Raw genomic sequence first — 13,881 nt, 5'->3', positions numbered from 1 at the left:
TCATATACAATGTAGCGTGAAGGGTTAAATAAATAACGAAATAAATATGTTGCTGATCAAAGAAGTGAAAAGCAACTCTACGATGGAGGAGAAGAATCATGGCAGAAAGAATCATTCGTACAATAGGTGTATTGACAAGTGGAGGAGATGCTCCGGGAATGAACGCGGCAATTCGTGCTGTTGTCAGAACTGCACTTGGAAAAGGTGTGAAAGTACGAGGCATCAGAAAAGGTTATAAGGGACTTCTCAATGAGGAAATCATCGATCTGGACGCAGGAGATGTATCAGACATTATTCAGCGTGGAGGTACAATTCTTCAGACGGCCCGTTGTAAAGAGATGATTACAGAAGAAGGTCAGCAGAAAGCAGCAGCTATCTGTAAAAAGTATGGAATTGATGGTCTGGTAGTAATTGGAGGAGACGGATCTTTCCGTGGAGCACAGAAGCTTGCATATCTTGGAGTGAATACGATCGGAGTTCCGGGAACCATCGACCTTGATATCGATTGTACAGAGTATACGATCGGATTTGACACAGCGGTAAATACAGCTATGGAGGCAATTGATAAAGTCCGTGATACTTCTACTTCACACAGCAGATGTTCTATTATTGAAGTTATGGGACGTGATGCCGGATACCTGGCTCTGTGGTGCGGTATTGCAAATGGAGCTGAACGTATTCTCCTTCCTGAGGAAGAAGGATATGATATTGATGATATTATCGATGATATAAAAGAGTCTAAAAAAAGAGGTAAGAAGAACTACATTATCATCAATGCAGAAGGTGTTGGTGATTCTGTGAATCTTGCAAAGACAATCGAAGAAAGAACAGGCATGGAGACAAGAGCAACTATCCTTGGACATATGCAGCGTGGTGGAAGCCCGACATGTAAAGACCGTGTATATGCATCTATCATGGGATCCATGGCAGTAGATCTTCTATTAGAAGGAAAGACAAACCGTATCGTAGGTTACAGACACGGTGAATATGTAGATTTTGATATTGAGGAAGCACTTGGAATGCAGAAAGGAATCCCTGCATATCAGTACGAGATTTCCAAGAAGCTTTCTCTGTAAAGCCGGCAGGAATAGAAGTGATGATGTCCGCCGGACTTCGAGAATGAGGAAAGGTAAAGATTTATGACGAAAAATGTATTAGTTACAATATCCGGACTTCATTATGATGACAGCGTGATGATGGTGCAGGAGGAGAACAGTAATGAGGCCAACTCCATAGAGGTGACAACTCCTGCCACCTATTATCTGAAAAATGGGAAACATTACATAGTTTATGATGAGGTCGTAGAGGGAATTCCGGGGACGATCAAGAATCGGATCAAAATTGATGAAGGAAAGCTTTTAGATATTACAAAAAGCGGAATTACTAATTCGCATATGGTATTTGAGACCGATAAGATTAATGTGACTCCATATCAGACTCCATACGGAGATCTGCTTCTTGGCACATATACGAAAGGTATGGATATACAGATTGAAGAGGAGCGCATCGAACTTCAGGTCAGATATTCTCTGGATATTAATGGAGACAAGGCCGCAGACTGCGATATCCGCATTCTGATAGAAGCGAATGAATAAGAAGGATAAAAAAATGAGTATAAAAAAGGGGCTGTGAAAAACAGCCTCTTTTTTTGGATTTTATTTTTTATGCTTTATTTTTTATCTTTTTTAAATCTGGCAAAAAATCCTTTTTTCTTCTCTGGTGTCTCCAGTGCACCACGCACGCCCTTAACGCCGGTAATGTAGATACCGCTTACTGTTGCTTTTACTTCTTTTTTAACAGGAATGAGCGGATAAATCTGAGCATCACACATCAGTGTCATAATTCTCGGTCCGACTTTCGCCTTGACAACCGGAACTTTAGAACGGCGGAGATACTTTGGAGTATTGTCGATGACAATCTGTGGAAGACCAGAATCTTTTAACTTCATCTTGCCCTTATCGATGATCAGCATAGATACTGTCTGTGCAACAGCATCTAACTGCTCCTGCTGTTCAGCCTGTTTTTTTTCAGCTTTCTTACCCAGGAAATACAGCACAACACAAGCGATTATCAGTACGACTAAAATTACCAGTAAAACAATCGATAATGTACTCACGAGTAACCCTCCTATATTTATCTAATGTCATTTACACAAATCACATTGTATCATTCTTTAACTGGAAGTGCAAGAAAAAACGTCAGTTACTGCGCGTGCAATTATGAAATATATGTGAAAAGTATTTGCAACATTTGGGAAATGTGTTATAACTAGAAGTAGCGTTTTTCCGAGCGTGAAAAGTAATTTTAAATTATAAAACGAAGTTTTAAAGGGGTAAGAAGATGAAGAAGAGATTAGCAGCACTTTTCTGTGCAACACTTGCAGCTTCCATGATTCTTGTAGGATGTCAGGCAAGTAAAGGATTAGAGACAGACAATCTGAAGATCACACAGTATAAAGGCGTAGAAGTAAGCGCAGCAGATAAACCGGAAAAAGTGACAGATGACGATGTAGAACAGTATATTCAGTCTCAGCTTACAAGCTCTGCAACGACAACAGAAGTGACAGACCGCGCAGCACAGAAGGGAGATACTGTAGATATCGCATTTGTAGGAACCATTGACGGAGAAGCATTTGACGGAGGCTCTTCTGATAGCTATTCACTGGAACTGGGTTCTGGAACGATGATCGATGGATTTGAAGACAGCATCATCGGACATAATGTGGGAGAGACGTTTGTATGGGACGGGAAATTCCCAGATGATTATCAGTCAACAGATCTTGCAGGAAAAGCATGTCAGTTTACGATTACTGTAAATTCTATCTCAGAGCAGAATGTACCGGAACTGACAGACGAGTGGGTTGCGAATAATTCTAAAAGTTCTAAGACTGTAAAAGAATATAAGAAAGAGATTAAAAAGACACTGGAAGATCAGAAGCAGGAAGACTATGACAGTACTTTGAAATCAGAGGCATGGCAGGCAGTCGTAGATAACACAACTGTTCAGAAGTACTCTAAGAAACAACAGGAGAAGATTGACGAGATGAAGAATTCTCTGATTGATTCTTACAAATCTTACGCAGAGAGTCAGGGAACTGATTATGAGACTTACATTACATCTTCTGGCCAGTATACAGTAGAGAGTTTTGAGCAGAAAGTGGAAGAGGCAGCTCAGGAGTCTGAGAAGCAGACCATGATTGCTGAGGCTATTGCAGACAAAGAGAAGATTAAATTAGATGACAAGACATACAAGAAGATGTTAAAAGAGTATGCTAAGACATATGGATTCGAAGATGGTGACGCCATGGAAAAGGCATATTCAAAAGATACTTTAAAAGAGGCAATGCTCACAGATCTGGTAAAAGACTGGCTGGTAGATAACTGTATCCAGAAAACAGATAATTAAGAATAAAATGAATCAATCGGAGATTGAAAATAAATATAACGAAAGAATAAAATACATCAATCAAGGATTAATGCCATTAGACAATTGACAAGAAAGCACTGATTAATCAGATAATATATGATTCATCGGTGCCTTTTTTGTACTTTTAATAGAATAATTGGAAAATTATACTAATATATGTATAAAATTGCACAAGTAGAAATGTAATATAAGCTTGAGTTATATGCATTATTTAGGTATAATAAAGAAAGCACGCTCATGGAAGGGCGTGTAAACTCAAGAAGAAAGGTGAGAGGGAAATGAACGAAAAGAATGAGTTTAAACCGTATATCCCGGCCGATAGGGTTATGCCAGAGCTTACAGTAACTTCCATTGTAATGGGAATGCTTCTGGCTGTAATTTTTGGTGCAGCAAACGCATATTTAGGACTTCGTGTAGGTATGACTGTATCTGCGTCTATTCCGGCAGCAGTTATCTCTATGGGAGTGATCCGCGTGATCATGAAGCGTAATTCCATTCTGGAAAGCAACATGGTTCAGACAATCGGTTCCGCCGGAGAGTCTCTGGCAGCAGGAGCCATCTTTACAATGCCGGCTCTGTTCCTTTGGGCAGAAGAGGGCCTGTGTGATATGCCAAGTCTTGTAGAGATTACACTGATCGCACTTTGTGGTGGAGTCCTTGGAGTACTCTTCATGGTACCACTTCGTAATGCGCTGATCGTAAAAGAGCATGAGACACTGCTTTACCCAGAGGGAACTGCTTGTGCAGACGTACTTCTGGCAGGAGAAGAAGGAGGAGCCAATGCTTCAACAGTATTCTCCGGTATGGGACTCGCAGCAGCATTTAAATTCGTTGTAGACGGACTGAAAGTACTTCCGTCTGACGTAGCATTTGCATTTAAGTCATTCAAAGGTGAGATTGGTATGGAAGTATATCCGGCACTTCTCGGTGTTGGTTATATCGTAGGACCACAGATCGCTTCCTACATGTTTGTAGGATCTGTAATTGGCTGGATGGTGATCATTCCTCTGATTTGTCTGTTCGGACCAGATACATGGCTTTATCCGGCGGATGTAGGAACAACAATTGCTGATCTTTATGCAGCTGGCGGGGCAGCAAAAATCTGGAGTACATATGTAAAATATATCGGTGCAGGAGCAATCGCTACAGGAGGAATTATCTCCCTGATCAAATCTCTGCCACTGATCATTACAACATTCCGTGACTCTATTAAGAGCATGAAAGGTGGAAAGAATACCAATACAGCTCGTACAGCTCAGGATCTTCCAATGCAGATGATCCTGTTCGGAATCGTAGCTATGATTCTTATCATCTGGGTAGTGCCTGCAATTCCGGTAACATTACTTGGAGCAGCAATTATCGTAGTATTTGGTTTCTTCTTTGCAACTGTATCCTCCCGTATGGTAGGTCTTGTAGGAAGTTCTAACAACCCGGTTTCCGGTATGGCTATCGCTACACTTCTGATTGCTACAATGTCAATCAAAGCAAGCGGTAAGACAGGAATCGACGGTATGACAGCAGCTATTGCAATCGGATCAGTTATCTGTATCGTAGCAGCTATCGCCGGTGATACATCACAGGATCTGAAGACAGGATACCTGCTTGGTGCAACACCTAAGAAACAGCAGATGGGTGAAATTATCGGAGTTGTTGTATCTGGTCTTGCAATCGGAGGAGTTCTTTATCTTCTGAATGCAGCATGGGGATACGGCGGAGCAGAAGTACCGGCACCACAGGCAACACTGATGAAGATGATCGTAGAGGGAATCATGGGTGGAAACCTTCCATGGAACCTGGTATTTATCGGAGTATTCTTAGCAATTGCACTTGAGATCTTAAGAGTACCGGTTATGCCATTTGCTATCGGTCTGTATCTTCCAATTTACCTGAATGCATCCATCATGATCGGTGGTGTTGTTCGTATGTTCATGGATCGTCGTAAAAATGTTGACGAGGAGACAAAGACAAAGCAGACAACAGACGGAACACTGTATTGTGCAGGTATGATCGCAGGAGAAGGACTTGTAGGAATCCTGCTTGCAATCTTCGCAGTATTTGGAATTAACGTAAGTATCGGAGAAAGTGTAAACTTTGGTAACATCGGTGGAGTTGTACTGATGGTTATCATGATCTTATGCCTTCTGAAATTCTCTCTTTGGAAAAAGAGTAAAGAGAAATAATGAAAAAGAATAAGAAAAATAAGCAGCAGATTAATTATCTTGACCTGATTCCGGTGAGACCGGAAAAACTTGGCTGGCATATAGACCGCCGGGAACGGGTTGTATTAGAAGTGAAGAATGAAGGCTTTTTCAATCGGATCGCACAGACATATTTCCGAAGACCACAGACGACGAAAGTTCATCTGGATGTGCAGGGAAGTTATCTGTGGCCGTTGATCGACGGGGAGCGGACAGTGATGGAACTGGCCGCCCTTCAGAAAGAACATTTTGGAGAAGCAGCAGAGCCGCTGTATCCAAGAATTGTGAAATATTTTCAGATTTTAGAGAGTTATCATTTTATCAGTTTTAAAAATATGGAAAAATAATTATCTGTACTGCAGATATTCGAGAAACCGCTTTACCGCAAGGGAAGCGGTTTTCTTGCTTCTAAGAGCCAGCCCTACACGGCGGTAAGCCGGAACATCTAATTCTTTTGTAAGAATGTGATAAGGGATTCGTTGCAGAATCAGTTGTGGAAGCACACTGATGCCAAGCCCCTTTTCGACCATGGACATAATTGCGTAATCATCCCATGTCATAATATGTACCTTCGGATTCAACCCACAATTACTAAAGATGTCTGTGGCATCAGAATTAGCTCCTCTGGAAAGAAGGAGAAATGGAGCAGATACCAGTTCTTGAACGGGGAATTTTTTACAGTCTGCCAGTGGATGATGTTCAGGTATAACAGCCATCAGCGGGTCCGCTTCTAAAAAAATAGTTTCCAGTTCAGGATTTATTGTCGGGAGGCGTAAAAATCCACAGTCCACCCGGCCGGAAACAATCCAATTTTCAATTTCGGCGTAATCACCGAGTAGAAGTTCAAAATCAATATTCGGAAAATCTTTCTGAAACTGTTGGATTATATTCGGCAGCCAATGTGTGGCAACACTGGAAAATGTACCAATTCGAATCAGACCAGACTGCAGGCCATGGAGCTCATCCACCTGCATCTGCAGCTTTTTATATTCGGCACAGACATTCTGTGCGTAAGGAAGAAGTCTCAGTCCATCAGAAGTCAGACGGACACCACCCCTGCCGCGTTCCAGAAGAATAATATTCCATTCCTGTTCCAGATCTCCAATCATCCGGCTGATCCCGGACTGGGAGTAGGAGAGTGCTTCGGCAGCTTTTGTGAAACTGCCATATTCAACAGCCTTAAGAAAGGCCTGGTATTTTTGTATGTTGACGTCCATATGGGCTGCCACTCAAAATATGTTTAAATATACTCAAACACATCGAGAAATTGAAGTCCTCACGAATACTTCTTACTGCTTCATTGTGTATGTTTTGACGATTGCAGGCAATACGCTACTCACAGGTTCTTGTACACTCCACAGTCGTTAATTCCCGAAATAGCCTTCGGTACATACTTACATTTGCTTTTAATCATGCAATCTTGTAAGTTTTAGCATCTTTTAAATTAAGTGCCGCATTGAGATCCCTGTCTGCAACATAGCCACATTCACATCTGTAAATTCTATCTGAAAGCTTTAAATTTTTCCTGATAGAACCACAATGGTGACATGTCTTTGAAGATGGATAAAATCTATCTGCTACCCTTAATTCAATGCCTTTTTCATCGCACTTGGCTTTAAGCCTTTTTCTAAATTCATAAAACTTCTGAGATGCAACAGCTTTTGAAAGACACCTGTTTTTCATCATTCCTTTTACATTTAAATCTTCAATCGTTATGTAAGACGGTTTGGTTTTCACTATCTCAGCGATTGTCTTGTTAATGTAATCAGTACGGATATTATCCATTTTATGATGAAGTTTTTGTACCTTAAGCTTTTGTTTCTGTATATTTGCTCTTTGAGTGGACTCTCCTTTCTTTAAATTTTCATACTTTCGGGAAAGACTTCTCTGTTCCCGGATCAGTTGTTTTTCAAGTTTCTTTAATCCTGCCGATTTGTTGATGTTCCTGTATGTCTTTCCATTTGAAATAATAGCAAAATCTTTTAGCCCAAGGTCTATACCGATTCCCTCGTTTAAGTTATTGTTAATATTGACATCGGGAATCTCTACAAGAACAGAAACATAAAATCTGTCAGTCTTAACAGACACTGTACCACTTCTAATCATATATCCATCCTTTGTTGTTGGGATATATCCTTTTTCTTTGATACGGATCCAGCCCAGAGTTGGAATCTTAAGTCTGTGCCTTTCGCATTGACAATCCTTTGGGTTATTTCTGACGAAATACATTTTCACATCAGATTTACCTTTCTTTTTAAATTTAGGAAAATCACTCTGATGTTTAAAAAATCTTGTAAAAGCAGCACATCCATCTTCGATAGACTTTTTTACGGCTTTTGAATACACTTCCCTGATCCATGTTTTGTCAGGATTATCTGGAATGTATTCGTTGTTAAGCCATAGGCTAAAGCTCTTACCAGTCATAAACTTTTCACCATCATCATGCAGGGCTTTGTTGTGACCAAGGTAGAAGTTATAAACATATCGGCAAGTGCCTATCGTCTTGCGGATTCGGGCTTTCTGTTCTTCAGTTGGGTTGATTTCCGTCTTGAAGCTCTTTAGCAATCTCTTTATCCCTTTCTATTTGTTTTTTATACTTACGAAGTCCGTACAATCTACAGGAAAAAACATGAAGTATAGATACAATATCCTGTACAAGTTCTTCTTTCGGTGATAGTTCTTCATTGTTCACTATTACTATAGTTGTATTGAACTTCATACAGAATTTTTCAAACCAGTCATATCCAAATCTGATAAATCTGTCTTTATGTGTAACTATGATGGTTTTAATTTTTTGTTCCATTACTTCATCTAACAGCTGATTCCACTTTTTACGGTTATAGTTTAAACCACTGCCATAATCTTCAATACATTGGTCTACAATCATTCCTCTGGCATTACAGAATTGACGTAAAAACGATACTTGATTCTGTAAATCATCCTTTTGATTTCTTGTAGAAACTCTTGCATAAATAACAACTTGTCGAGTATCATTCTCTGTATCTATGCCTTTGAATTGAAGATATTGGTTGTAGGTATAATAACGCCTGTCAGTTGGAGTTCGATTCGCTTTTAGCGTTCCTTCCCTGTCCCAACGCTGTAATGTTTTCACAGAGACACCTAATAATTCAGCAAAATCTTTTGGTTTATAATTAGTGATATTCGATGTGTTCATAGCAATACCTCCATGAGCACATTTTAACACATTTAATCACTAATATCAATGTTATCGATTACTTAAAAATCCTCCTTTCAATTTGAAAAAGTCAGGACGGTATCTTTATCATAATGATGCGTCGCGAAGTATAGATTTGCTGTAGCGCGAGCGTGCCTTCGAGAACCGGTTTTATGGACACGCATTGTACAGTGTTTTGATTAATTATGTATAAATATCAATATATGAGAAAAACTCATGATACATATGAGAAAGATACGCTTTTGTAATCTATAGCTCTATGGTAAACTAAACGAAGATGAAATGCAAGAGAGAGCGAGGACTTTTATTATGAAACCTTATCAGAACAGAATTGTTGTTAAAGTTGGTACATCAACACTTACAAATGAGCTTGGAAAGAGTGACCTTCGTTGTTTTGACAGACTGGCATGTGTGCTGTCAGATATCCAGAATATGGGATATGAAGTGATCCTTGTATCTTCCGGTGCAATTGCAGTTGGAAGAAATAAATTAAAAATGAAGACTCAGCCGACAAGTATGCGCCACAAACAGGCAGCCGCAGCAGTTGGACAGTGCAGTATCATGTTCCTGTATGATAAGTTCTTCGGAGATTATGATAAGACGATCGGTCAGATTCTTCTGAATGCTGAAGATATTGAACAGGAAGAGAAAAAAGACAATCTGATTAATACATTTGACGCACTTTTAGAGATGGGAGTCATTCCAATTGTAAATGAAAATGACTCTGTAAGCTATACGGAGATTGAATCTAATGACCGACTTTTTGGAGACAACGATATGCTCTCTTCTGTAGTAGCGGTTCTGTGCCGCGCAAGCAAATTAGTGATTTTTTCAGATATTGATGGATTCTACAATTGTGATCCAAGACTTCATCCAGATGCAAAGCTGATTGAAGAGATTGATAAGATTGACGACGAAGTGTACAAGCTTGCCGGAGGTGCGGGATCCAGACGCGGAACAGGAGGAATGCGTACAAAACTCCAGGCAGCAGCACTTGCAACTTCGCAGGGAATCGACACCATTATTACGAATGGAAAGAACCCGGCAGCACTCTATAATATTATCGAAGGAGTTCCGGTAGGTACGAAATTTAAAGCGCAGTAAAAGGTATAGTAGATGATATAGTAAAAACGCTCAGACCTCAATATGAGATGTGAGCGTTTTTATAGTACGCTTTGCAAGAAATCTTTGCGGAGATGAAAAGATTTCTTAACAGACTAATTTTCTTTTTTGTTATTATTCTCGGAATCTTCAGAGATAGAGCCGATTGATTAAAGAAGGGAATTTGTAAAATGAAAAAATTATGTTCCATACTGCTGATCACTGCGCTCTGTGTTAGTCTGGTCGCATGTGGTTCCAAGAATAAGGAGAAGAGACAAGTGAATTCGATTGTTACAACTATGGGAAATAATGCTTCATTTCCGTCTGCTGTAAATGTATTTTCTACGACAGATCTGGAAGGCAATACAGTCACCAATGATATCCTTTCACAGGCAGATTTAACAGTCGTGAATTTCTGGGGAACATTCTGCAATCCTTGTATCAATGAGATGCCGGAACTTGCAAAGTGGAATGAGGAAATGCCTGACAACGTACAGATGCTTGGAGCAATCGTAGATGTAGAAACTGTAGATTCTGACGAATATGCACTGGCACAGCAGATTGTGGAAAAAACGGGTGTAACTTATGAAAATGTTATTGCACCGGGAGCATTTGACCAGTTCATTAATAAATTGGCAGGCGTTCCGACAACAGTATTTATTGATAAAAACGGAAAAGTTGTAGGAGAAGCTGTTGTAGGTGCGAAGGTAGAAGAATACAAACAGCATGTAGAGGATTATTTGAATGAGCAGAAATAACAAGATTGCAGTGCAGGTATTAGGCCTCTGTGTGGCGGCAGTTATGATTATATATGGTGTTAGCCGGGGAGAAACAGCTATCATATTTAATAAGACGGTGAATATCTGCCTGGAATGTATTGGGTTAGGATAAGTGATATGAAGATTAATCAGGAAATGAAACGAAAAATTGTTCAAGTAGCGGCATTTGGCTACTCGAATACATATATTGGAAATTTCGTATCAGGTCAGATTTACAAAGGAAGCTGGAAACAGTTCTGCAATCCCGGAATGAACTGTTATTCCTGTCCGGCTGCAAGACTTGCCTGTCCGATTGGAGCTATGCAGGCAGTCAGTGGTTCTATGAATTTCAAGCTTAGTTTTTATGTGATAGGTTTTGTATTGGCACTTGGAGTAGTGTTTGGAAGAGCAATTTGTGGTTTTTTCTGCCCGTTTGGTCTGATTCAGGAACTGATCTACAAGATTCCATTTCCAAAGAAAAAATTATGGAAATGGCTTACTTATGTAAAATATGTGCTGCTGGCAGTGTTTGTCGTTATCATGCCGGTTACGATGGTCAATGAGCTGGGAATGAGCAGCCCGGCGTTTTGCGAATACATTTGCCCGGCAGGAACGCTGGAAGGTGGAATTCCACTTTTAAGTACGCACCCGGAGTTACGCGCAACACTGGGAGCGCTGTTTTCTGTGAAAGCATGTATTTTGATCATAACCTTAATCGGCTGCCTGTCTGTCTGCCGGTTTTTCTGTAAAGTCATGTGCCCACTTGGAGCAATCTACGGACTACTGAATAAAGTCAGCATTTACCATATGGAATGCAATAAAAAAACTTGCGCCTCCTGTGGAAAATGTCATAACATATGTCCGATGGATGTAGATCCAGTGAAGAATCCCAATTCTGCAGAGTGCATCCGATGTGGAAAATGTGTGGCATCATGCCCGAAAGAATCACTGGCTTTGAAGTTCGTATATGGAAAAAAGGGATAGCTTCATAAATGTCTTCAGAAAATAAGTTCAGAAAATAAAGCATTAGAAAATAAATTGCAGAAAATAAATTCTGTCAATAAACGACACGCTTATTGACAAAATTTATCAATTATGTTATCGTGTCTCCTTGTAAAAGATTATGATTTGTGAGGGAGTAGCAGGCGTATATCAGATGAAAACGGATTCTGAACGCAACAAGTCAACATACTGATCTTTTAGATCTGGCTTGTTTTAATTTGTGAGACTCACGTATGGCTGTAAAGCTTATACGTGGACTCTCTTTATATGGAAGTATTGACCAGGTATGGCAGACAGCTGTACCTGGTTTTTATATAATAGGAAATTGCATTTCCTATTATATAAAAAAGCCTCCGGCAGGATGCGCACTGCGGCGTACAATGATGATGTCGCAAGCGACCGCCGCAGGCACCAGAATGTACCAAGGCACATTCTTTGTTTTAGGAGGAAATGAACGATGGATTGGAATTTTTTGTTTTTTATGAACAGCGCTCTTTTGGGAGTGGGGTTGGCAATGGATGCATTTTCTGTGTCACTTGCGAATGGAATGAATGAAAAAAAGATGAAGAAATCTCGTATGGCCTATATTGCAGGAGTGTATGCATTTTTTCAGTTTCTGATGCCTATGGTGGGTTGGATTTGCGTACATACAATTGTGCAGCTATTTGGTCAGTTTCAGAAATGTATCCCTTGGATCGCATTAATACTATTGCTTTATATTGGCGGAAGCATGATATGGGAATCAGTTAAAGGCGAAGAAGAAATTGAAGAAGTAAAAAAATTAAGTTTCGCAGTATTGATGCTGCAGGGAATTGCAACATCCATTGATGCATTATCTGTAGGATTTACTATTGCAGATTATGGATTTGTTATGGCGCTAGTCTGTTCCATTATTATTGCAGTTGTGACATTTGCGATATGTGAGACAGGCTTATATCTTGGAAAGACATTAGGAACGAAGCTGGCCGGAAAAGCAGATGTCTTAGGTGGAGTGATTCTGATTGGCATCGGAATCGAGATATTCGTGAAAGGTGTATTTTTCTAGGAAAGAGTGAAGCAGACATACATCACCACATCCCTGCATAGATTGTAAAAAAACAAACTATGCAGGGGTTTTTCTATGAAGGATTGTAGTGTAGTCAGTTCATTTCTTTTGATTTGTTCATACAGAAAATCTGCATTTTTCTAGGGAAATGATAACCTTCTTTTTTGATGATGTAAGTCGCTACTTCTGTTGAAACTGGAAGTTCGACGGCGGACACCTGATTTTTAAAAAGATTGATATCATAAAGTTTTAAGGAACTCTTTTTGATAAAACTAACCCCGGTTTTTTGTGCAACCATCATCAGGATGATTTCGCCGCGGTCCAATTCAGCAGCAATTGAAATATCTGATAAAGACAAATTGCAGTCATAGATTAAATGCTCTACATACTGGCGTAATTCTGATTGGAAAGAAGGAAGTATAATCGGAGTGTTTAACAGTAATTGTCGCAGATCAAATGAAGAATCTTCCTTAATAAGTGATTGGTAGTAATCTGTCTGAATCAGCATAATAAGTGAATCAACATTATCAATAGAATTTACACAATGGGTGGATTTGCAAGGGGCACAGGAAATTCCGGTGTCAATTTCACCGGCAAGTAATGCTTTCTCAATCTGTTCATGGGTCATTTGATGGATTGAAAAATAAAGATTAATATTATTTGGGAAATAATGAGGAAGAATATCTGTGATAAAATATGCCATGGCGGCTTCTGTTATTCCGGCCTGAATATTAATCGGAGCATCAGAAGAAATTCCTTTTATATCTGTCAACATAGTTGATTGTGTTTTTAGAAGTGTCTGGGCGTAGTTGCACATCTTCATTCCTTCGGTAGTGAGCTTTGTGCCAGAGTGCTTACGTTCAAATAATTTACAACCAATTTCATCTTCTAGAGCAGTGACGTGAGTGGAAACAGAAGGTGCACTCATAAATAATTTCTTTGCAGCTGTTTTAAAATTCCCGGTATCAACGATTGTAAGAAATATTTGTAGCTGTTTGAAAGTCATAGCGGTTCTCCTTTGTTAGATTATATAATTTTAGTGTACATTTTTTTAGAACAAAAAGCGAATAGATAAAATCAATAAAGAGATATAATTATTATATTAATAAATAACTATTGAAGAAAATTAAGAAAAACATAATTAACTACGGAAAA

15 protein-coding genes are annotated in these 13,881 nt (G+C 39.5%); 10 read left to right on the top strand and 5 right to left on the bottom strand.

Annotated elements, in window-relative coordinates; genetic code table 11:
- Positions 1–98 precede the first annotated feature (98 nt).
- Entirely contained in the window at positions 99–1,076 is a 978-nt protein-coding gene (gene pfkA / locus NQ560_RS13295) for a 6-phosphofructokinase (RefSeq protein WP_005333280.1), read from the top strand.
- Between the two features lie 63 nt (positions 1,077–1,139).
- Positions 1,140–1,595, top strand: coding sequence for a YwiB family protein (locus NQ560_RS13290; protein ID WP_005333282.1), 456 nt, complete (start codon positions 1,140–1,142; stop codon positions 1,593–1,595).
- A gap of 74 nt (positions 1,596–1,669) precedes the next feature.
- Here the strand turns inward: NQ560_RS13290 and NQ560_RS13285 are convergent, their stop codons facing one another.
- Complete coding sequence (locus NQ560_RS13285; RefSeq protein ID WP_005333284.1) at positions 1,670–2,116, bottom strand: hypothetical protein; 447 nt, start codon at positions 2,114–2,116, stop codon at positions 1,670–1,672.
- Between the two features lie 224 nt (positions 2,117–2,340).
- Between NQ560_RS13285 and tig the strand changes: the two genes are divergently transcribed.
- From tig to NQ560_RS13270, 3 genes are all read left to right on the top strand, one after another.
- A complete protein-coding gene (gene tig / locus NQ560_RS13280) occupies positions 2,341–3,405 on the top strand; it encodes a trigger factor (RefSeq protein ID WP_005333286.1) in 1,065 nt (354 codons plus the stop codon).
- A gap of 299 nt (positions 3,406–3,704) precedes the next feature.
- Positions 3,705–5,606 carry an OPT family oligopeptide transporter gene (locus NQ560_RS13275; RefSeq protein WP_005333288.1) on the top strand — a complete coding sequence of 634 codons (1,902 nt, stop codon included), beginning with the start codon at positions 3,705–3,707 and terminating at the stop codon, positions 5,604–5,606.
- Positions 5,606–5,971 carry a PqqD family protein gene (locus NQ560_RS13270; protein WP_005333290.1) on the top strand — a complete coding sequence of 122 codons (366 nt, stop codon included), beginning with the start codon at positions 5,606–5,608 and terminating at the stop codon, positions 5,969–5,971. Before NQ560_RS13275 ends, NQ560_RS13270 begins: the two co-directional genes overlap by 1 nt.
- Here NQ560_RS13270 and NQ560_RS13265 read toward each other — a convergent pair whose 3' ends face one another.
- The 3 genes from NQ560_RS13265 to NQ560_RS13255 form a co-directional block, all read right to left on the bottom strand.
- Positions 5,972–6,841 carry a LysR family transcriptional regulator gene (locus NQ560_RS13265; protein ID WP_005333292.1) on the bottom strand — a complete coding sequence of 290 codons (870 nt, stop codon included), beginning with the start codon at positions 6,839–6,841 and terminating at the stop codon, positions 5,972–5,974. It lies immediately after the preceding gene.
- A 193-nt stretch (positions 6,842–7,034) separates the two neighbouring features.
- Positions 7,035–8,198 carry an RNA-guided endonuclease InsQ/TnpB family protein gene (locus tag NQ560_RS13260; RefSeq protein WP_040015501.1) on the bottom strand — a complete coding sequence of 388 codons (1,164 nt, stop codon included), beginning with the start codon at positions 8,196–8,198 and terminating at the stop codon, positions 7,035–7,037.
- On the bottom strand, positions 8,152–8,784 hold the full coding sequence (locus NQ560_RS13255) for an IS607 family transposase (protein ID WP_167532497.1): 633 nt from the start codon (positions 8,782–8,784) through the stop codon (positions 8,152–8,154). Before NQ560_RS13255 ends, NQ560_RS13260 begins: the two co-directional genes overlap by 47 nt.
- A gap of 345 nt (positions 8,785–9,129) precedes the next feature.
- Between NQ560_RS13255 and proB the strand changes: the two genes are divergently transcribed.
- From proB to NQ560_RS13230, 5 genes are all read left to right on the top strand, one after another.
- The gene (proB, locus tag NQ560_RS13250; RefSeq protein ID WP_040015503.1) at positions 9,130–9,924 is read left to right on the top strand and encodes a glutamate 5-kinase; all 795 of its coding nucleotides are present in this window, start codon (positions 9,130–9,132) and stop codon (positions 9,922–9,924) included.
- A gap of 188 nt (positions 9,925–10,112) precedes the next feature.
- Positions 10,113–10,679, top strand: a complete 567-nt coding sequence (locus NQ560_RS13245) for a TlpA family protein disulfide reductase (protein WP_005333301.1) — start codon at positions 10,113–10,115, stop codon at positions 10,677–10,679.
- Positions 10,666–10,812, top strand: a complete 147-nt coding sequence (locus tag NQ560_RS13240; RefSeq protein ID WP_005333303.1) for a CD1871A family CXXC motif-containing protein — start codon at positions 10,666–10,668, stop codon at positions 10,810–10,812. Before NQ560_RS13245 ends, NQ560_RS13240 begins: the two co-directional genes overlap by 14 nt.
- A gap of 5 nt (positions 10,813–10,817) precedes the next feature.
- Entirely contained in the window at positions 10,818–11,663 is an 846-nt protein-coding gene (locus NQ560_RS13235) for a 4Fe-4S binding protein (protein WP_040015504.1), read from the top strand.
- A gap of 475 nt (positions 11,664–12,138) precedes the next feature.
- Entirely contained in the window at positions 12,139–12,726 is a 588-nt protein-coding gene (locus tag NQ560_RS13230) for a manganese efflux pump MntP (protein WP_005333308.1), read from the top strand.
- Between the two features lie 94 nt (positions 12,727–12,820).
- On the opposite strand, the gene NQ560_RS13225 is transcribed toward NQ560_RS13230, so the two are convergent.
- Entirely contained in the window at positions 12,821–13,732 is a 912-nt protein-coding gene (locus tag NQ560_RS13225; protein WP_005333310.1) for a LysR family transcriptional regulator, read from the bottom strand.
- Positions 13,733–13,881: the final 149 nt, after the last annotated feature.

It is taken from the genome of Dorea formicigenerans, from assembly GCF_025150245.1.
Lineage (GTDB): Bacteria > Bacillota > Clostridia > Lachnospirales > Lachnospiraceae > Dorea > Dorea formicigenerans.
This window is presented reverse-complemented; position numbering and strand designations above follow the sequence as displayed.

Bases quoted from the DNA above. Each gene is read 5' to 3' on its own strand.
- pfkA (WP_005333280.1), top strand. From the start codon at position 99: ATGGCAGAAAGAATCATTCGTACAATAGGTGTATTGACAAGTGGAGGA.
- NQ560_RS13290 (WP_005333282.1), top strand. From the start codon at position 1,140: ATGACGAAAAATGTATTAGTTACAATATCCGGACTTCATTATGATGAC.
- tig (WP_005333286.1), top strand. From the start codon at position 2,341: ATGAAGAAGAGATTAGCAGCACTTTTCTGTGCAACACTTGCAGCTTCC.
- NQ560_RS13275 (WP_005333288.1), top strand. From the start codon at position 3,705: ATGAACGAAAAGAATGAGTTTAAACCGTATATCCCGGCCGATAGGGTT.
- NQ560_RS13270 (WP_005333290.1), top strand. From the start codon at position 5,606: ATGAAAAAGAATAAGAAAAATAAGCAGCAGATTAATTATCTTGACCTG.
- NQ560_RS13265 (WP_005333292.1), bottom strand. From the start codon at position 6,841: ATGGACGTCAACATACAAAAATACCAGGCCTTTCTTAAGGCTGTTGAA.
- proB (WP_040015503.1), top strand. From the start codon at position 9,130: ATGAAACCTTATCAGAACAGAATTGTTGTTAAAGTTGGTACATCAACA.
- NQ560_RS13245 (WP_005333301.1), top strand. From the start codon at position 10,113: ATGAAAAAATTATGTTCCATACTGCTGATCACTGCGCTCTGTGTTAGT.
- NQ560_RS13240 (WP_005333303.1), top strand. From the start codon at position 10,666: ATGAGCAGAAATAACAAGATTGCAGTGCAGGTATTAGGCCTCTGTGTG.
- NQ560_RS13235 (WP_040015504.1), top strand. From the start codon at position 10,818: ATGAAGATTAATCAGGAAATGAAACGAAAAATTGTTCAAGTAGCGGCA.
- NQ560_RS13230 (WP_005333308.1), top strand. From the start codon at position 12,139: ATGGATTGGAATTTTTTGTTTTTTATGAACAGCGCTCTTTTGGGAGTG.
- NQ560_RS13225 (WP_005333310.1), bottom strand. From the start codon at position 13,732: ATGACTTTCAAACAGCTACAAATATTTCTTACAATCGTTGATACCGGG.